The sequence below is a fragment of the Spirosoma soli genome, from assembly GCF_042684525.1.
Lineage (GTDB): Bacteria > Bacteroidota > Bacteroidia > Cytophagales > Spirosomataceae > Spirosoma > Spirosoma soli.
In genome coordinates this window covers 1-18438 of record NZ_JBHULN010000007.1, presented here as the reverse complement: position 1 = coordinate 18438, position 18438 = coordinate 1, and the positions used below count along the sequence as shown (strand labels likewise).

The 18438-nt window shown below is 47.6% G+C and carries 18 protein-coding genes and 4 tRNA genes; 9 read left to right on the top strand and 13 right to left on the bottom strand.

The window, feature by feature from the left end; all coding sequences use genetic code 11:
* Positions 1-18: 18 nt before the first annotated feature.
* The 10 genes from secE to mnmD form a co-directional block, all read right to left on the bottom strand.
* Positions 19-210: a preprotein translocase subunit SecE gene (gene secE, locus ACFSUS_RS12865; RefSeq protein WP_381523160.1), complete on the bottom strand. Its 192-nt coding sequence runs from the start codon at positions 208-210 to the stop codon at positions 19-21.
* 14 nt (positions 211-224) lie between these two features.
* Positions 225-298, bottom strand: a tRNA-Trp gene (locus ACFSUS_RS12860).
* A 201-nt stretch (positions 299-499) separates the two neighbouring features.
* Positions 500-1687, bottom strand: coding sequence for an elongation factor Tu (gene tuf / locus ACFSUS_RS12855; RefSeq protein ID WP_381523159.1), 1188 nt, complete (start codon positions 1685-1687; stop codon positions 500-502).
* 140 nt (positions 1688-1827) lie between these two features.
* Positions 1828-1899 (bottom strand) — tRNA-Thr (locus ACFSUS_RS12850).
* 89 nt (positions 1900-1988) lie between these two features.
* Positions 1989-2064, bottom strand: a tRNA-Gly gene (locus ACFSUS_RS12845).
* Between the two features lie 94 nt (positions 2065-2158).
* A tRNA-Tyr gene (locus ACFSUS_RS12840) sits at positions 2159-2241 on the bottom strand.
* Positions 2242-2412: 171 nt separating this feature from the next.
* Positions 2413-2931 carry a hypothetical protein gene (locus tag ACFSUS_RS12835; RefSeq protein ID WP_381523157.1) on the bottom strand — a complete coding sequence of 173 codons (519 nt, stop codon included), beginning with the start codon at positions 2929-2931 and terminating at the stop codon, positions 2413-2415.
* 118 nt (positions 2932-3049) lie between these two features.
* On the bottom strand, positions 3050-5122 hold the full coding sequence (locus tag ACFSUS_RS12830; RefSeq protein WP_381523155.1) for a M13 family metallopeptidase: 2073 nt from the start codon (positions 5120-5122) through the stop codon (positions 3050-3052).
* A 125-nt stretch (positions 5123-5247) separates the two neighbouring features.
* Positions 5248-5850 carry a thioredoxin family protein gene (locus ACFSUS_RS12825; RefSeq protein ID WP_381523153.1) on the bottom strand — a complete coding sequence of 201 codons (603 nt, stop codon included), beginning with the start codon at positions 5848-5850 and terminating at the stop codon, positions 5248-5250.
* A gap of 107 nt (positions 5851-5957) precedes the next feature.
* Positions 5958-6623: a tRNA (5-methylaminomethyl-2-thiouridine)(34)-methyltransferase MnmD gene (gene mnmD / locus ACFSUS_RS12820; protein ID WP_381523151.1), complete on the bottom strand. Its 666-nt coding sequence runs from the start codon at positions 6621-6623 to the stop codon at positions 5958-5960.
* Between the two features lie 47 nt (positions 6624-6670).
* On the opposite strand from mnmD, the gene ACFSUS_RS12815 reads away from it, so the two are divergent.
* From ACFSUS_RS12815 to ACFSUS_RS12805, 3 genes are all read left to right on the top strand, one after another.
* The gene (locus ACFSUS_RS12815) at positions 6671-7180 is read left to right on the top strand and encodes a DUF4293 domain-containing protein (RefSeq protein ID WP_381523150.1); all 510 of its coding nucleotides are present in this window, start codon (positions 6671-6673) and stop codon (positions 7178-7180) included.
* A 55-nt stretch (positions 7181-7235) separates the two neighbouring features.
* Positions 7236-9728 (top strand): zinc-dependent metalloprotease, encoded by a 2493-nt coding sequence (locus ACFSUS_RS12810; RefSeq protein WP_381523148.1) that lies wholly within the window; start codon positions 7236-7238, stop codon positions 9726-9728.
* Between the two features lie 768 nt (positions 9729-10496).
* Complete coding sequence (locus ACFSUS_RS12805; RefSeq protein ID WP_381523146.1) at positions 10497-10730, top strand: hypothetical protein; 234 nt, start codon at positions 10497-10499, stop codon at positions 10728-10730.
* Between the two features lie 174 nt (positions 10731-10904).
* Here ACFSUS_RS12805 and ACFSUS_RS12800 read toward each other — a convergent pair whose 3' ends face one another.
* Positions 10905-11351: a DUF2846 domain-containing protein gene (locus ACFSUS_RS12800; RefSeq protein ID WP_381523144.1), complete on the bottom strand. Its 447-nt coding sequence runs from the start codon at positions 11349-11351 to the stop codon at positions 10905-10907.
* Between the two features lie 189 nt (positions 11352-11540).
* The gene (gene mdh, locus ACFSUS_RS12795; protein WP_381523143.1) at positions 11541-12482 is read right to left on the bottom strand and encodes a malate dehydrogenase; all 942 of its coding nucleotides are present in this window, start codon (positions 12480-12482) and stop codon (positions 11541-11543) included.
* A gap of 195 nt (positions 12483-12677) precedes the next feature.
* Between mdh and ACFSUS_RS12790 the strand changes: the two genes are divergently transcribed.
* From ACFSUS_RS12790 to ruvA, 6 genes are all read left to right on the top strand, one after another.
* Positions 12678-13139 carry a YkvA family protein gene (locus ACFSUS_RS12790; RefSeq protein ID WP_381523141.1) on the top strand — a complete coding sequence of 154 codons (462 nt, stop codon included), beginning with the start codon at positions 12678-12680 and terminating at the stop codon, positions 13137-13139.
* Between the two features lie 74 nt (positions 13140-13213).
* Complete coding sequence (locus ACFSUS_RS12785; RefSeq protein ID WP_381523139.1) at positions 13214-13417, top strand: Sec-independent protein translocase subunit TatA/TatB; 204 nt, start codon at positions 13214-13216, stop codon at positions 13415-13417.
* A 143-nt stretch (positions 13418-13560) separates the two neighbouring features.
* Positions 13561-15003: an Asp-tRNA(Asn)/Glu-tRNA(Gln) amidotransferase subunit GatA gene (gatA, locus tag ACFSUS_RS12780; protein ID WP_381523137.1), complete on the top strand. Its 1443-nt coding sequence runs from the start codon at positions 13561-13563 to the stop codon at positions 15001-15003.
* Positions 15004-15089: 86 nt separating this feature from the next.
* Positions 15090-16724, top strand: a complete 1635-nt coding sequence (locus ACFSUS_RS12775; RefSeq protein ID WP_381523135.1) for a lytic transglycosylase domain-containing protein — start codon at positions 15090-15092, stop codon at positions 16722-16724.
* A gap of 55 nt (positions 16725-16779) precedes the next feature.
* Entirely contained in the window at positions 16780-17217 is a 438-nt protein-coding gene (locus ACFSUS_RS12770) for a hypothetical protein (RefSeq protein ID WP_381523133.1), read from the top strand.
* A gap of 107 nt (positions 17218-17324) precedes the next feature.
* Positions 17325-17915, top strand: a complete 591-nt coding sequence (gene ruvA, locus ACFSUS_RS12765; RefSeq protein WP_381523131.1) for a Holliday junction branch migration protein RuvA — start codon at positions 17325-17327, stop codon at positions 17913-17915.
* Between the two features lie 152 nt (positions 17916-18067).
* Here the strand turns inward: ruvA and ACFSUS_RS12760 are convergent, their stop codons facing one another.
* A complete protein-coding gene (locus ACFSUS_RS12760) occupies positions 18068-18319 on the bottom strand; it encodes a calcineurin-like phosphoesterase C-terminal domain-containing protein (RefSeq protein WP_381523597.1) in 252 nt (83 codons plus the stop codon).
* Positions 18320-18438 lie beyond the last annotated feature (119 nt).

The window sequence follows — 18438 nt, the reverse complement described above, 5'->3', positions numbered from 1 at the left end:
ACAAAACCTGACTTTTGGTTAAAACGACTGATAGAATGCGTTCAGTCCGTTCTCAAACACTAAATCAACTAAGCCGACTAATAGCGCAAAAATCAGCGATGCCACCAGTACCAGCGTTGAACTGGATTGCAGATCGCTGAATTTAGGCCAAGTCACGTTGTGCTGAACTTCCTCCCAGGAGGCCTTCAGAAACGAGATAAACTTGTCCATTGTAAGTAAGGGATTGGCACGGGTGGAGAGATTCGAACTCCCATCAACGGTTTTGGAGACCGCTATTCTACCCTTGAACTACACCCGTAGAATAACACTATGTCTTTTGCCTTCGGCGTCATTCGTTTCGCTGTTATCAATGGTCATTTTTTCGCTTACACAATAAATGACAACTCTTAACAATCAATAACTACTTATGCCTCTTAACAAACGGACTGCAAAAGTACGAAATAAAATCAAAAAACAAGTGCATTCCTATAAAGAAATGCACTTGTTCTGAGATACTTAATTAATCAAGGATTTCAGTTACCTGACCAGCACCAACGGTACGGCCACCTTCGCGGATAGCGAAGCGAAGACCTTTTTCCATGGCAATTTTGTTGATCAGTGTTACATCAATCGTGATGTTATCACCTGGCATCACCATCTCAACGTTTGCAGGTAGAGCAATCTCTCCTGTTACGTCTGTGGTGCGGAAGTAGAACTGAGGACGGTATTTGTTGAAGAATGGGGTATGACGACCACCTTCTTCTTTCGACAATACATAAACCTCAGCTTTAAACTTCATGTGTGGGGTTACAGACCCTGGCTTACAGATAACCATACCACGACGGATATCGGTTTTTTCAATACCACGGAGCAGTAGACCTACGTTATCACCGGCTTCGCCACGGTCCAGAATTTTCCGGAACATTTCAACACCCGTTACAACCGACTTCAGGTTTTCAGCACCCATACCCAGGATTTCAACTGGTTCGCCCGAGTTGATAACACCCCGCTCGATACGCCCAGTGGCCACCGTACCACGGCCCGTAATCGAGAATACGTCTTCCACCGGCATCAAGAACGGAAGATCCGTTTGACGAGGAGGCAGTGGGATGAAGCTGTCAACAGCATCCATCAACTCTTCAATGGTCTTCACCCACTGAGCATCGCCGTTCAGACCGCCAAGAGCCGAACCTTGAATAACTGGGATGTTGTCACCGTCGAAGTTGTAGAAGCTCAACAGTTCGCGGATTTCCATTTCTACGAGTTCGAGCAACTCTGGATCGTCCACCATGTCCACTTTATTCATGAACACAACAAGCTGAGGTACACCTACCTGACGAGCGAGCAGGATGTGCTCACGAGTCTGTGGCATTGGACCGTCCGTCGCAGCTACCACGAGGATAGCGCCGTCCATTTGAGCAGCACCCGTTACCATGTTTTTCACATAGTCAGCGTGGCCTGGGCAGTCAACGTGTGCATAGTGACGGTTGGCTGTCGCATACTCAACGTGTGATGTATTGATGGTGATACCACGCTCTTTTTCTTCCGGAGCGTTGTCAATCGAGGAGAAGTCCCGAATTGCGGCCAGACCCTTTTCGGCCAGCACTTTCGTAATGGCAGCCGTCAGCGTCGTTTTACCGTGGTCAACGTGACCAATCGTACCGATGTTTACGTGCGGTTTCGAGCGGTCAAAATTCTCTTTTGCCATGTTTTTAAAACGCTATTGTGAACTGTTGTTTGTTTTTGGATTAACTCGCTGAACGTCAGTCAAGCCGTCCGAAATGACGCCCAAACAGCGTAACCAGGATACGGCTTTAATACGCAAAAAGACTTCACGAAGAAGTCTTGAGCCGTTACGGGGACTTGAACCCCGGACCTCTTCCTTACCAAGGAAGTGCTCTACCGCTGAGCTATAACGGCTTGTCAGTTAACAGTAACCAGCGAACAACCAACAGTTGAAACAGCCCTACAAATGTTACTCCTGGCTGTTCGCTGATACGTGTTCACTGTGGAGCGGAAGACGGGTCTCGAACCCGCAACCTATAGCTTGGAAGGCTATCGCTCTACCAATTGAGCTACTTCCGCAATTCAGTCACCAGTTATCAGCCATCAACGATCAGTATAAAAACCGCTGCGGTTGCCCGCTGGAACTGTTGGCTGATAAGTGGTAACCGAAAAGTGGGGAGTGGAGGATTCGAACCTCCGAAGGCGTACGCCAGCAGATTTACAGTCTGATCCATTTGGCCACTCTGGAAACTCCCCAAAAATCACTGTTAAAGAACAATTTCCGCCCCTTTTCGGGTTTGGAGTTGCAAAATTACACGGTTTTGTGGTGTTGTCAACAGGTGAGTTAAAAAATAATTCAGATAAGGTTAATAAGCTCAGTCAAGGGATATGTTATAAACTGATTTCCCAGCTTTTAACTCATTGGTATCAACCCAATAATTTCGTTAGTCTCGTGCCGTCGGGATAAATTATATCAGTTATGCGCCAACGACCTGCCTGCTGCTCCATCTCACAACGCATTTCTACTGGTTTACCCTGCTGTACGAACGTAACAAACACAACGGCCTTTGAACCAGCTACATTAGCAGGTAACACCCACGGTTTTTCGACTGTTTTATCTGGGGCGTTAAACAACATATTTGCTTTTGACGACTTCTGACTTTTCCAGATAAGATCAGCGGTTGCCTTAGCAAAGAACTGGTCTACCAGCGCCCGGTCTTTTGCTTCCCGAAATGGATTATCTTCTTTCCGATGCTCGAAATAAAGTGCTCTGACCAGACGGTCAGCGGCTGACCGGGGCGCATCGGCGGAGGGGCGTTTTGTTAATAATGCTACGCTATCAACTTTTTCTGCAGCTGAGTTCGTGGGTGCTTCTGTCTTCGATTTGGTTTGGCACGATATACTTAATATCACTAGAATAATACCTGTCAGCTTTACGAGGTTCATAGTGATTGGGTGGAGTTTAGGATTGGCGAGCAATCTACTAAAATTAACTGCATAGAATGATAAAAGCCGCGCTTTCATATGAGAACTCGGCTTTTATCATTCCATTTTTATTATTGCCTTACCAAACTTTGATTCGGTCTTCGGGCTTTTTGTACATCTTGTCGCCGGGCTGGATGTTAAAGGCTTGATACCAGGCATCAATATTTGCTAAGGGACCATTGCAACGGTAGATACCCGGTGCGTGCGGGTCGGTCATGATCAGCTGCGCCTGCGTTTCTGGCAGTACGTTAATACGCCACACCTGTGCCCATGACAGGAAGAAGCGTTGATCGGGCGTAAAGCCATCAATCATACTTTTCTTACCATTAGCTTTACCCTGCGCCGTTTTTTTAAAGGCATCATACGCAATGGCTAAACCACCCAGATCGGCCAGGTTTTCGCCAAGCGTTAGTTGGCCATTAACCTTAATCGAATCAAGTACTTTAAAGCCAAAGAACTGTTCTTTAACCTGATCGGCACGTTTCTTGAAATTATCCGCATCGGCTTTCGTCCACCAATCACGCAAGGTACCATCAGCATCGTATTGACGGCCTGAATCATCAAAACCGTGGGTCATTTCGTGGCCGATGACCGCGCCAATACCGCCATAGTTGACAGCGTCGTCGGCATCAAAGTCAAAGAAAGGGAATTGCAGAATGGCCGCGGGGAAAGCAATCTCGTTATTTACCGCGTTATAGTAAGCGTTCACGGTAGGTGGCGTCATTCCCCACTCGGTTTTATCAACCGGCTTACCCAGGCGGTTAATCATGTAGTTGTATTGCCACTTACTGGCTGACTTTACGTTACCGAAGAAATCGTTGCGAGCAATAGTAACACCTTCGTAGCTTTTCCATTTATCAGGGTAGCCGATCTTTCGTTTGAATGCTAACAGCTTCGTTAAGGCTTTCTTCTTGGTATCCTCGCTCATCCAATCCAGATTCTTAATGTGCTCCTTGTACGAGGCTTCCAGATTGTCGACCAGGGTCAGCATCCGTTGCTTGGCTTCTGGCTTGAAATACTGCTGAACGTAAAGCTGACCTAGTAAGTCGCCTAGGGAACCGTCAATAAGACCACTAATACGCTGCCAACGGGGTGTCTGTTCCTTTTGGCCAGTTAGCACTTTCGAAAAGGCAAAGTTTTGCTTTACAAAAGCATCACTCAAGTAGGGAGCCGCCCCTTTAACGATGTTCCAACGCATGTACGTGCGTAGATCTTCGATGGGTGTTGCAGTAATCAAGCTATCAAGCGACTTGAAGAAAGCCGGACTTTGAACCAATACTGTATCCTGGCCTTTCACGCCATACTTAGTGAGCTGGTCGGCCCAGTTAATGCCCGGTGTTTGCTGGCTGAAATTAGCGACGGTCAGCTTATTGTAGGTTTTATACGGATCGCGTAGCTCAACACGGGGCATTTGTGCTTTTGCCAATGCAGTTTCAACACGCATCACCACATCAGCATCCTGGGATGCCTGCGTTGGCTCTTCGCCAATTAGTGCAAACATCTTCGTCAAGTTGTCGCGATAAGCATCCCGGATTTTTTGACTGCGGGCGTCGTTTTTGAGATAGTAATCTCGGTCAGGTAATGTGGTGCCTCCCTGGCTGAACTGTGGCAAATATTTGCTCACATTTTTGCGGTCTTGCGACACGAAAAAGCCAAATAACATGCCATTACTTTGCGTGCGCTGATAGGCCAACTCGTCAAGTAAAGCGGCTTTATTATTCACCTTATCAATGCGGGCCAGATCAGGTTTGATAGGATCGAAACCGCGCTTTTCAATGGTGGCGCTATCCATACCACTGACGTAGTAATCGCCTACCATTTGGTACAGACGGCCTTTAGTGGTGGATTTAGACGCATCTTCCAGCAAGGTCTTCATAGCGTCCAGACTCTTTTCGCGAAGCTCATTGAAACTTCCCCACGATGTTTTAGAGGCTGGAATCGCGTTTTGGCGCAACCAGTTACCGTTTGCGTATTGGTAAAAATTATCGCCAGGCTTCACGGACATATCCATGTTTTGCGGATCAATAAACTTTCGAGGAACCGCGCTCGGCCGGGGGGCTGGCCGGGGCAATGTTGCTTTCTTCGGGGGTGTAGCCGCCATCAGACCTACAGACAGAGCGACCGCCGATAGAAAAGTTAGTTGATGATTCATGTAACTATGACAGTTGGGGTTAATAATACCTACAAAAATACGTAACGCGGGTGGAAACCCGCGCTTTGAAAGGCTAAACTTATAGCGCCAAAGCGCGGGTTTCCACCCGCGTTACAACTCCTACTCTATTTACTCGCTTTTAAAGAAGCTTGAAACTCCTTTGTGTAGGTCCCGGCTTTGTACTGGTCAAACGGTTCTTTTTGGTGGTAGTTATTACCAAAATAAGTAATGATCTGGTGAAACGTACGCGGCTCCAAGTAACCAGCAATAGGCTGGATCAGGTTGAATTTTTCGTCCAGAAAAACGGTAGTCGGATAACTCAACTGGTTTTTCAGCAGCGCGGCTGCCAGTTCCTGCACACCCCGACCGTTTGCGCTACTAACATACTTAAATGTCTGTTTTCCTAACGTGATGTCGCCGGGCTGTTCAGCGTTGAGTCGTACGGCGTAATAATTCTCGTTGACGTAATCAATGATAGCGGGTTTCGAGAAGGTTTCGCGGTCCATTACCTTACACCAACCACACCAATCGGTGTAGACATCCACAACAAATTTCTTTGGTTTTTTTTGCGTCAGCGCATAAGCTTGTTGAATGGTTAACCAGTTAATCCGTTTAGGTTCGGTAGAGGGCTTGGCTACAGATGCTGTTGTATCCGTTGGCAATGTGGTCCGGAATGCAGTAACAGTGAGCATCACAAAAGCAGCGAAGAATAGAAGCAGGCGATTCATGAGCAAGTTATTTTTGATTGATAACGTCAGGCAACTAATAAAATTAGCTGATTGGTCAAGAGGTACTAAAAAAAGCCTAGTTTCAATGAATGATAAGTTATCAAGTTTCACTTAATCGCTCGTAATATATCTCGTTTGTGCGGTGGCCCCGGATGCTTTTCTACCGTTAAACCAGCCGTCCGCATGTTACGCTGTACGTAACTTTTAGAACAATACGTAGTCAGCATTCCACCTGGTAGCAATAAGTTTGCCATTTGTTGAAAAATTTCTGTTTTCCAAAGTTCAGGTTGCGCCGTTGGGGCAAACGCATCGTAATAAATTAGATGAAATTGCTCCTCAACGTTTACTTTCTGTAAACGAGTTTCCAACTTCGTCAGCGTAAAAAACGGATTGACAGCAACAGGCTCGCCCCAGGGTGATTCGTGGAGTTTGACCAGATAAGACGTATCAAGCAGCTCATCATAGTTAAGTTGACGAGCCTGGTCCAGGGGCATTGGGTAGGCATCGATCGCCGTGTAGTTAATCATACGTTGGGTAGCCTGAGCCTCCCGGGCCGTCAGCAACGCATTGAGGCCTGTGCCAAATCCCATTTCAAACACAGACAGCGGCTGGGCTGGAAACTTTTCGAATGCTGGCAGAAGCCCTAACTCAATGTACACCCGCTGCGACTCCTGGTAAGCGCCATGAATAGAGTGATACGTTTTGTCGAGGACTTGGTTAACGGCCGTGTGCGAACCGTCTGCTGTTAGGATCAGACGCACGTCTGCTTTCATAATCTATAGGTTTTGGGCTATTTTTGCGCTCCAAATACGTTTCAATAATGATCCAACGCATTCAAACCGTTTTTTTGTTTCTCATTGTCGTTGCCATGGGTGTTGCTCTGGCTAATCCAATCTGGGAGAAAACTGGACCCATATCCACTGAAATAGCTCAGTTAACGGCCTTACAATACAGTCAACAGCAAAGTGCAGGTGCCCAAGCAGGCGTTCCCCAATCACAAGTACCAACTACGGTTATTACCTCTGTCTGGTACTTAGGCTTATTGCTCGCCTTAGTAGCCTTATCGTCTCTATATGCCATTTTTCAATACCGCAACCGCCTGACTCAGACAGCCTTGTGCGCCGTTAACGCATTGATGCTAACCGCTATCATGGGTATCGTATTATACAGAACGCTGTATGCGGGAAAAGAATACGGTAACCCGGCCGACCAGGGTAATTTCTTGTTAGGCTTCTACGCTATCATTGCAGCGCTGCTCTTCAACGCATTAGCAAACCGGTTTATCCGTCGGGATGAGAAACTGGTTAGGGGGTCGGATCGGCTACGCTAACGTGGGCTTATAACCCTTTTCGTGTATCTTGAGCGAAAAAACAACCTCGCTCAAGATGCTAAAACGCTTACTAACGCTTCTCTGCCTACTACCACTACTCAACTCTCCGTCCGGCGCCCAATCGCCAACTGGGGCTACGCCCGTCAGTATTACTACGTTTACTGCCGGCATGGAGCGAAATACTGGTTTTCTGACGTATTACTGGGATGCTAAGAAGGGGAAAATCTGGCTCGAAATTTCGGCCTTCGACACTGAACTGCTTTATTACCCTACGTTAGCTCAAGGTGTTGGGTCGAATGACATTGGCCTCGACCGGGGTCGCCTTGGACAAGAACATATTGTCAAGTTTCAGCGAAGTGGTCCTAAGGTATTATTGATTGAGCCGAACTACGCTTACCGGGCCATCAGCAACGATCCGCTCGAACGGCGGGCGGTAGAAGAATCCTTTGCCAAATCTGTTCATGCCGGGTTTGAGATTGCAGCCGAAGAGAACGGCCGAGTTCTGGTTGATCTAACACCGTTTCTGATGCAGGACGCTGTCGGCGCAGCCCAGGCTATTTCTCAAACGAAACAAGGTTCGTACAAATTCGATCCGGTACGTAGCGCGATGTATCTGCCTCGTACCAAAGCCTTTCCGCAGAACACCGAGTTTGAGACAATCATTACATTAACAGGCGAAAATGCAGGGCCATTCTTACGCGAAGTGGTACCAACGCCCGCATCTGTGACGATGCACCAGCATCACTCGTTTGTTCAATTACCCGACGATAAATACAAACCCCGGCTGTTTGACCCCCGCATTGGTTATGGGGGTATCGAATTCTTCGATTACGCTACGCCCGTTAGTCAGCCAATTACAAAACGCTACATTTCGAGACATCGATTAGAGAAAAAAGACCCGACGGCAGCGGTTAGCGAAGCCGTTAAACCCATTATTTATTATCTCGACCCTGGCACACCTGAGCCAATTCGTTCGGCCTTACTGGAAGGCACAAGTTGGTGGAATCAGGCGTTTGAAGCAGCGGGTTATAAAAATGCGTTTCAGGTTAAGCTGCTGCCGCCCGATGCTGATCCAATGGACGTTCGCTATAACCTGGTGCAGTGGGTCCACCGGTCAACACGGGGCTGGAGTTATGGTGCCAGCATCATTGATCCTCGCACGGGCGAAATCATTAAAGGCAAGGTTACACTCGGCTCCCTGCGCGTTCGCCAGGATTATTTGATTGCCCAAGGATTGGTGGGTGACTTCCAAACCGACAGTTCGCACGTAACGGAGATGATGGCTATGTCGCTGGACCGGCTCCGCCAACTAGCCGCGCACGAAGTTGGCCACACGCTTGGCTTGCCTCACAATTATCTAGCCAGTACACAAGGCGGTTCGCCCTTTGGTAGAGCCTCGGTCATGGATTATCCAACGATGGTCGCCAAAGTTAAAGGAGCCAGCATTGATCTGTCTGACGCTTACGCCAAAGGAATCGGTGCTTACGACAAATGGAGTATTCGGTATGGCTACGAGCAATTTGCAAACGGAGCCAATGAAAAGCAGGAGCTAAATAAGATTGTCAATCAAATGCACGCGGCTGGCCTATCGTTCCTTACCGATCAGGACGCCCGACCAGAAGGATCGGTTCATCCCGCCACGCATCTCTGGGACAACGGAGCGAGTGCCGTAGACGAACTAAAACGTGTAATGGAAGTCCGGCGAGTGGCCTTGGCGAATTTTACAGAAAAGAAAATTCCCGCCGGAACGCCAATGGCCATGCTGGAGGAAGTGCTTGTCCCGATGTACATGTTTCATCGGTATCAGGTTGAAGCAGCCGCCAAGGTGATAGGTGGCCAAACGTACACCAACGCTTTGCGGGGCGATGGCCAGCCGGTTTTATCGACAGTTCCAGTTCCGGAGCAGACCAAAGCGCTGGAAGCTTTGCTTTCCACTCTTGATCCGCAATTTCTGGCGGTACCAAAATCTGTACTGGCGATGATTCCACCCCGACCGTTCCGGTATGATCCGAACCCACGGGAAGTATTTAAACGTCGGTCGGGACTTGCATTCGATCCACTTGGACCGCCAGAGGCCTCAGCAGGTATGACCCTGCGTATGTTGCTGCATCCCGAACGAATAAGCCGCTTAGTCACTCAATCGGCGGTTAACCCGTCCTTAGTTAGCGTTGAAACGTTGCTAGAGCAGTTGTTAAACCAAACGTGGTACAAAGCAGACCCGGCCGATGCCTATTTAGCCGAAGTGAAACGCCTAACCGACAAACTGTTTCTTCAGAAGTTGATTGACCTGACACAAAGCACCGAAGTAAGCCCACAAGCCCGGGCTGTTGCATTATTAAAAGTTGACCAGTTAAAGAAGAGATTAACTACACCGCTAAGCAATGCCAGTTCGATGGCACAGGCGCATCGTTTATTCGCGCTTGACCAGATCCGGCGCCTTGATGGTAATCCAGCCGATATTAAATCAACGATGGCTCAGGCTCCACCCGACGGTGCTCCAATTGATCCGGGTCAGGAGTGGTTATCACCCGATTGCGATTGGCGGTAAACTTACGCACCACTTCTTAACAGGTACTAGATTTTCTAACTTATTACTAAGTATCCTACAAACGCACGGTTCAAAGTTAGACCGTGCGTTTGTCTTGCGTCTTACTAATCTGTGTACCAAAGAAGCAATACCTGCAAGTACTTTAGCGAACAGTGGTTTTACTGTTTTTAACATTCGATGACGAGGAGCAATTTCTTCAGTATTGTCCCTCACCCGGCCGCTACCCTTAAGTATGTTTAGAGCCCTTAATGGAACCTTGAGAGCTTATCTGGGAGCCCATTCACAACTCCACGAATACGTACATCATCGGTATTAACTTACACATTCATGGTCACAACAGTAAGTTTACATTAGACTACTAAACTGGTCTTATTGTGGGGCAGCCCTTGCAGCTAGTGATGTTACGAATACCTATTTATTACGTAGTCAATTAGCTATTGCGATTAATTTCTATTACATTTCCAAGTTTTTATTTGGCGATATACAGTTACCTCAACAATAATTTAATCCTCACCCATGAGCTAAATAATTAATATTTAGATAGTTATGCTCATGTACATTTACTTTCTTGGCAGCTGCGTACGTTGATAATTTATTTTGAAAATATTTTTACAACAAGGTGTTACTTTTTACGAGTACTAACGTCTTATAAGTGAAATAGCTTTTTGTGCGCTCAAAAGTGTTGGCCAAAAGCCTACGTTTAAAAAGATACGCCTAGAAACTATTAAAGAAAATACCTTTTACCACCGTACAAAACTTAAATTAACCATGATCTTATTTCCCACTACAGAACTAGACCATGTTGCCTCGTTGAGCGACATCAAGCTCCGGTCGAAAAAGCCTCTTGTCAACCGAATTGTTGAATCATTAGTCTGTTATCATCCTGACATGACCCAGAGAGAACGGGCCGAATCAGCGCCTATCATTGCCAAGATGTTCTTGATTAGTTTAGGCACCATGTTATCTGTTATTGGTTTGTTAGTTTATCTGTTCGCGTTCTAATTCATTACGTTCAGGGCGCAGTCTAATTTGCAAAAAACTTAATTCACTTTCGCTTCGTGACACACCCAAAAAACAACCCGCCTATCAGCTGATAGGCGGGTTGTTTTTTGGGCAGTTGGTGATTAGTTAATACCTATACCTTTTGTAAATTTTTGGAAGGGTAGATAGCAGAGCTTACTGGTTCATGGTTTGCTGACAATTATCGACTGTCATTTCCGCCATATCACGCTTAGCAGTATTCTCTGTTACCTCCGACATTTCTAACCGTGTACGAGTAATACTCGATTTTTGGTCACCTCTGACGTAATATTTCTTACCAGCCTCAACGTCCAGGTCAAGCCCTGTTTCCCGCTTGAATACTTCAATACCCCCACGCTGCGCTGTTAGTGACAGTTTACCAGGCTTCGCTTTGTACTCGATATAGCGATTGTTACTCAGCTTGCAGATCTTTTCGCCGTTAGCAAATATGCTGTAATTTAAGCCTGACCCAAAAAACTGACCACCCCGGTAGATATAAACGGTAGCATAATCTGGTGATGCTATTGACTCAGTCGATTGATTGCGTACGGACACTGTACTTACGCTAAAGCAAACAGATACAAGTAAAATAAGCGTTTTCATAGTAAGATGATTAAGTGTTCAAATAAGGAATCGAAATAATAGATACGAATGGGAACACAACGTGGGTTTGCATAATATCTTTTCGAGCCACAATGTACATTCTTATGAAAAGATAAGAACGTTTGCCCAACAAAGAAGGTCCCACTAGTTGGTTGCTAGCGGGACCTTCTGGCCTATCCTTCATTCGTATTATACACCTAATTCTAACGTGCTTAATACGTTATTCATGTTCCGAACGGCATCGGCCGACTTATTGAAAGCGGCTTGCTCTTCATCATTCAGCTTGTAGTCAATAATCTCTTCCCAGCCGTTGCGACCCAACACAACTGGCACGCCGAGGCAGATGTCCGACTGGCCATACTCTCCCTCGAGCAATACGCAGGACGGAATTATACGCTTTTGGTCGCGCAGGATACTCTCTACCATGTAGGCACCGGCCGCACCCGGCGCATACCAGGCTGACGTACCGATGAGACTGGTTAATGTAGCCCCACCAACCATTGTATCAGCGGCTACTTTTTTCAACGTTTCCTCATCCAGGAATTGGCTAACGGGCACCCCCCCTTTGGTAGCCAAGCGCGTCAGCGGAATCATGGTCGTATCGCCATGTCCACCGACTACTGTTGCCTGAAGATCGTTCGGCGAGCAGTTAAGCGCCAATGATAAGTACGTCTTGAAACGAGCCGAATCGAGTGCTCCCCCCAGACCGATTACACGATTTTTTGGCAATCCTGACGACTTCAGCGCCAGGTACGTCATCGTATCCATTGGGTTAGAAATGATCACAAAAATGGCGTCTGGTGAGTGCTTAAGGATGTTTTCGGTAACGCCCTTCACAATACCCGCGTTGATGCCAATGAGCTCTTCCCGGGTCATGCCCGGCTTACGGGGCAAGCCCGATGTAATTACGACTACATCCGAACCCGCGGTTTTTTCGTAATCATTAGTAGAACCTGTCAGCTTCACGTCACAGTCGAGCAAGGTAGACGCCTGAAGCATATCGAGCGCTTTACCTTCACTAATGCCTTCTTTGATATCTAGAAGTACAACTTCATGGGCGAGTTCCCGGCGAGCAATATTATCGGCGCAGGTGGCCCCAACGGCCCCGGCACCTACTACGGTAACTTTCATACTGTATTCGGAATTAAAGGGTTAACAAGCGACCGCAAAAGTAAGGACCTGGTGCAAGACAAACCAACAGCAACTAGAATAAACTTCTGATCCTAATGCTCAGTTTATGGACTATTCAGTGATTTTTTTTGTTGTAAGGTAACCAACCAATTTTCACTCAATGAATACTATTGATTGAGTGAATTTCTAAAGTCAATGGCAAACAAGAGTCTGATAACGCGAGTCTTAACCTCAATTTTCTTTAAACGAGCCAATATCGGTGCCGTCCGTTACGCCCGTAATACGCGGAGCTTGTATAACTTGATTCGTGAGGCATTAAATAAAAGTGGTGGCTTATCTGGTAAAAACATAGCCGCGTTTCGTGAGCAGCTCAGTATTGTTACCCGTTTGTTGAAGGCGTATGCCTCTGGCGAGTATCGGCAGTTGCCTTGGAAAACCCTGATTCGGATGATTGCGGTATTGATTTATTTTGTTTCGCCGATTGATATTCTTCCTGATTTTTTACCAATCGTAGGACTGACGGATGACATTGCCCTGATGCTCTGGATGTTTAGTGGCATAAAAGATGACATTGACAAGTACCGGCAGTGGGAGCAGACCAACGGAAATCCACAGGACGAAGCACCACGGCCAACGAAAACTATTAAAATAGGGTGACGAAGTTTCACTTCATTTTAATAGATTATACGATAGAGTTTTTTAATTTTGCATACATTCAAATCCTAAGAATCATGATTTTGTCAAGCATTTTCGCAATTATGGGTTTGGGCGGTCAGGAAATGGTGTTCATTTTCTTAGCACTGCTCCTGTTGTTCGGCGCTAAGAAAATCCCTGAATTGGCACGGGGCCTGGGAAAAGGCATCAAAGAATTCAAAGATGCTACGAAAGACGTCCGCGAGAACATCGAGGAAGGCCTGAAAGAATCGGAGAAGTAATAGACCTTGTTCATAAACAGACAATTGAGCGGTTCCGCAATGGGGCTGCTCAATTGTCTGTTTCCTTTAGTGCCCTCCTGCACCAACCACATGCTATCTCATTGGTGCAGGAGGTGTAAGTATTAACTAATCCTTCCTCTGTTTTGACGCTTCACCGTTCTTTCTCTGCTGTTCAGGCCGAGCTAAAAGCCAGCGCTATCACCTGTCGTCAGTTAGTCGAGCAGTATCTCGTCCGAATTGATGAGCACCGTCATTTGAATGCCTTTACAGAAGTATACGCCGACGAAGCGCGCCAACAAGCGGATGTTGTCGATCAGAAACTGAGCGCCGGCACCGCTGGACGACTGGCTGGTATGGTCATTGGCATTAAAGACGTACTGAGTTATACAGGGCACAGCGTTCGGGCGGGCAGTCGTATACTCGACAATTTTACCGCACAGTTCACAGCCACAGCCGTCCAACGACTGCTGGACGAGGACGTCATCATCATCGGGCGTCAGAATTGCGATGAGTTTGCCATGGGCTCTTCGAACGAGAACTCGGCGTTTGGGCCGGTTCGTAACGCAGCCGACCCTAATCGGGTGCCGGGCGGCTCAAGTGGTGGGTCGGCGGTGGCCGTACAAGCTGGGTTATGTTTGGCAAGCATCGGCTCCGATACAGGAGGCTCGGTCCGTCAACCCGCTGCGTTTTGTGGCGTTGTTGGTTTAAAGCCAACCTATGGTCGTATTAGCCGCTGGGGCCTCATTGCCTATGCGTCTTCTTTCGATTGCATTGGCCCGATTGCCAACACTGTTGACGATGCGGCCTTGCTACTGGAGGTTATGGCCGGCGCCGACGACTTTGATAGTACCGTATCGAACCAACCCGTAGCGGCTTACTCTCAGGCTAGGTTATCTGGTCGTGACGCCGAAACTCGCCCGTTACGCATTGCTTATTTACGTGGTGGCCTCGAAAGCTCGGGCGTCGACGCAAGCATTCGGGAAGCGACCCAGGGCAAGATTGATGCCTTACAAATGGCTGGGCACACAGTGGAGCCGGTTGAGCTGTCACTCCTGAAGTACCTTTTGCCAACCTATTACATTCTGACTACCGCCGAAGCCTCATCGAATCTGTCACGCTTTGATGGCGTACGATATGGTTATCGAGATACATCAGCTTCCGACCTTTTATCGTTGTACAAACGGAGCCGGACAGAGGGCTTTGGAGCGGAGGTCCGTAAACGCATCTTGCTTGGTACGTTTGCTTTAAGTGCTAGCTACTATGATGCCTATTACACAAAAGCCCAGCAAGTACGTCGTCTTATTCGAGAAGAAACCGAGCGTTTGTTCGAGCAATATGATTTCTTGTTATCGCCTACAACTCCAAGTCCGGCGTTCCGTTTAGGCGAAAAGACCGGACAAGGTTCGGGAGATGACCCCTTACAGATGTATCTTGCCGACATTTTTACGGTGCAGGCAAACGTAGTGGGTTATCCGGCGATTTCAGTACCTAACGGCACCGATGTTAATGGATTGCCGATTGGGCTGCAACTGATGGCCCGCCCCTTTGCGGAAGAAGCATTGGTGGCGTTGGCAAAAAGTTTGTAACGCGGCTGAAGAGCCGTGCTAAAGATGTTTTATCAGCGGCTTTCCGGCCGCGTTATAGCGTAACACAAACCTAACCGAACTACTGCATGAAGTACCTGAACCGTAGCCTGCAAAGATTGAGGCTGATGAGTGCGGTGCTGGGCCTGGCCTGCTGTGGCCTAACAACAATAGCCCGCGCTGAGACTACGATTCAAGAGATCAAGCCAAAAACCGCGGACACGACCATTGTCAGGAAAGACACAATCGCCGTTGTGCCAACCGTACCCGACAGTTTGCTTCGCGAACGGTTGGTGAAATTGCAAAAGACCATTCCGCTCAACTACCATAAGTCGGTTCAGGCGTACGTCGATTATTTCACGTTCCGCAAAGCCAGTGCGACTAAGCTGATGCTGGAACGAATGCCACTCTTTTTTCCGCTTTACGAAAAAATGTTGGCTCAGTATGAGCTACCTGACGAACTCAAATTTCTATCCATTGTTGAGTCAGCCTTAAATCCACGAGCGATTTCCCACGCGGGCGCGGGTGGCCTCTGGCAGATTATGCCGGGCACGGGTCGTGACCTTAAACTTTATCAGGACGACTACGTAGATGAGCGCATGGATCCGGTAAAAGCGACTGAAGCCGCCTGCAAATACTTACGCGATCTTTACAACATCTTCGGCGATTGGGAACTGGCGATGGCAGCTTATAACTGCGGGCCTGGAGCGGTTAAACGAGCTATGCGCCGGTCGGGAGGAGATTCGTTCTACACAATCTACGATGCTTTGCCCAAAGAAACCCGTGGTTATGTACCGCAGTTTGTGGCGTTCACGTATCTGATGCACTACGCAAACGACCACGGTATTTTTGCCGAGAACTATGAGTACCCGATTCAGCACGATACCATTCATATTACGGGTTACTTTAACCTCGAAAGCTTTGCTAAACACAGTTCTATGCCGTTGGCAGATTTGCAGAAAATGAATCCCGCCATCACGACAACCATTCTGCCCGAATACACGAACCGGTATCCGTTACGCGTACCTCGTCAACAGTATGCTTACTTCTCAAGCCGTCGACGGGCCGTTATGGACTCGGCAAGTCGATTACCGGCGGCCATACCACACATCCTGCTAGCCAGCGCAGAGGATATTCGGTATGGTAGCGACTCAATTGGTGCCTGGACTGCGCTGGGCGCTAACCCATTAGCGCACATGACCTTAGACGAGGCACCGGGGGAAGTCGAGAATCCATCCAAAGCTCCTGAGAAACAAGCAAAAATAGCCGCGCAATTAGCGGTAGCCGAACCAGCCGATGAACCCGAAGACGACATTGAAACGGTCGTTTCGCGTAAGCCCCGTAAGCAGACTTATATCGTAAAACGGGGCGATAATATGGGTGATATAGCCGAACGCTATAACGTTGAACTCTACGATCTAAAACGCTGGAACCACCTTCGTTCTACACGCATTCAGCGGGGGCAAAAGCTGGTTATCCTGAAAGAAGTGGCCGAAACCCGTGCGGAGCGACTCGCCGATCAGGGAACTCCCAAAGGCCGTAAGAAAGCCGAAGTTATTGCGAAAACGAAGCGGTATAAGCCACGTTATCACCGCGTTCAGGATGGTGACACCCTATGGAATATTGCGCAACGATACGATGGGCTAACCATTGATCGGCTCAAGAAAATGAACCATATCCGGGGGAATGCTCTCCGGCCTGGTCAAAAGTTAATTGTGGGGTAAAGAACTTGGCCTGGACGTTTGTTTTTTGTACGTTTATAAAGTTGAACAAACCACCATGACGCCAGAAAAAAGATTAGACCAGTTGGAGCCTGTACTTGCGGATGTAGTTCAAACGCAAAGCCGTATCATTTTTCAAATAGGTAAAATAGTTGACTACGTAACAGATACCCGCGAACAGGTTGAAATCGTTATTCAACGAGTAAGCCGGCTGGAAGTAAAAGTTGATCGACTCGAAGAGAAGGTTGATCGACTTGAAATAAAAGTAGATCGATTGACAGAAGACGTGGTAACGTTGAAAACCGACGTTGCGACATTGAAAACTGACGTCGCGACGTTGAAAGCTGACGTCGCCATATTGAAGACTGACGTTACTAGCCTGAAAGAAGGTCAGGCCCGTATGGAAGCCAGTCAGGATGAAATGCGTCAGGATATCAATGTTCTCAAAGATAGTGTACAGGCCATTTTCGCTTTTCTGAAGGAACGTTTAAACTAATGAAATCAATTGGATAAGCTATCCCACGACTACACCCGAAAAGTCGTGGGATTTTCGTATATTTACTAGTTATAACTGTCTCAAAAACAAGATATTTCACCATCTGAATGATTGCTTATTTAGACGGATTGCTGTCTTACAAAGAACCCACATACGCTATCATTGACGTACACGGTGTAGGCTACGCAGTCCATATATCCCTTCAAACGTATTCAACCTTACCCGGCGGGGGAGACCGAGTAAAACTTTTCATTCATCACTTGTTCCGCGAAGACTCGCAAACGCTCTATGGCTTTGCGGGTGCCGATGAAAAATCATTATTTCTTGATTTGATCGGTGTGTCGGGCGTTGGGCCAAACACCGCACTCGGCATGCTTTCAGCCATGCAACCAGGTGATTTGCGCCTGGCCATTTTGGGTGAAAACGTTCGGGCGGTTCAGGCTATTAAAGGCATTGGTGCCAAGACTGCGCAACGTATCATCCTGGAGCTGCGCGACAAGATGAAAAAAGCGGGCGTCGTTCCCGATGGACCAACCTATCGCCAGCAACCAGCGGCCAATCCTGTTCGGGAGGAATCGCTGGCGGCACTGGTTGCCTTGGGTTTCCCAAAACCTACAGCCGAAAAAAGCGTCGACGACGCATTGAAAGCTGACCCAAATCTCACCGTTGAGGAAGTGATTCGCCGGGCGTTACGCTGATGACGACGGACGGTCCATGTTCCTTACCCAGAGCTGAAGGCGATTAAGTCTTCAGCTCTGCTTTTTTGGCTGGTTCATAAACAACGAAGCGTTACCGAATGAGCAACCATTGCCACTGATAACGCTTCGCCAGAAATTCTGATTGAGTCGGATTATATTAGGCTCATTTGTTCGGTATAAACGGCTCCGAATCGGTCGGTCGCTCGAACGGTAACTGCCTTTGCCCCAGCCGATGGCTTAATAAAAAACATATGATCGGTCAGCGACGGGTCAACGAATTTATGCTTTTTGGGTAACTCAGATCCGGCATATAGCTCAGCCGCCCAGGGGTCTAAAGAAATTCGCTGCTCGAGCGGGCCTTTCACAACACCGTCTTCCAGCCACTCGACTTTCCACTTATTGATCCGTGAATTAGTCTGTAAAGAAAGCGACTTCCTTCTTTCGGAAGAAGACTTGGATTAACTTTCGATTCTTCTCTAGTAGGTTAATCTGTTCCAAAACAATTACTGTTAGCTCTTCCAAG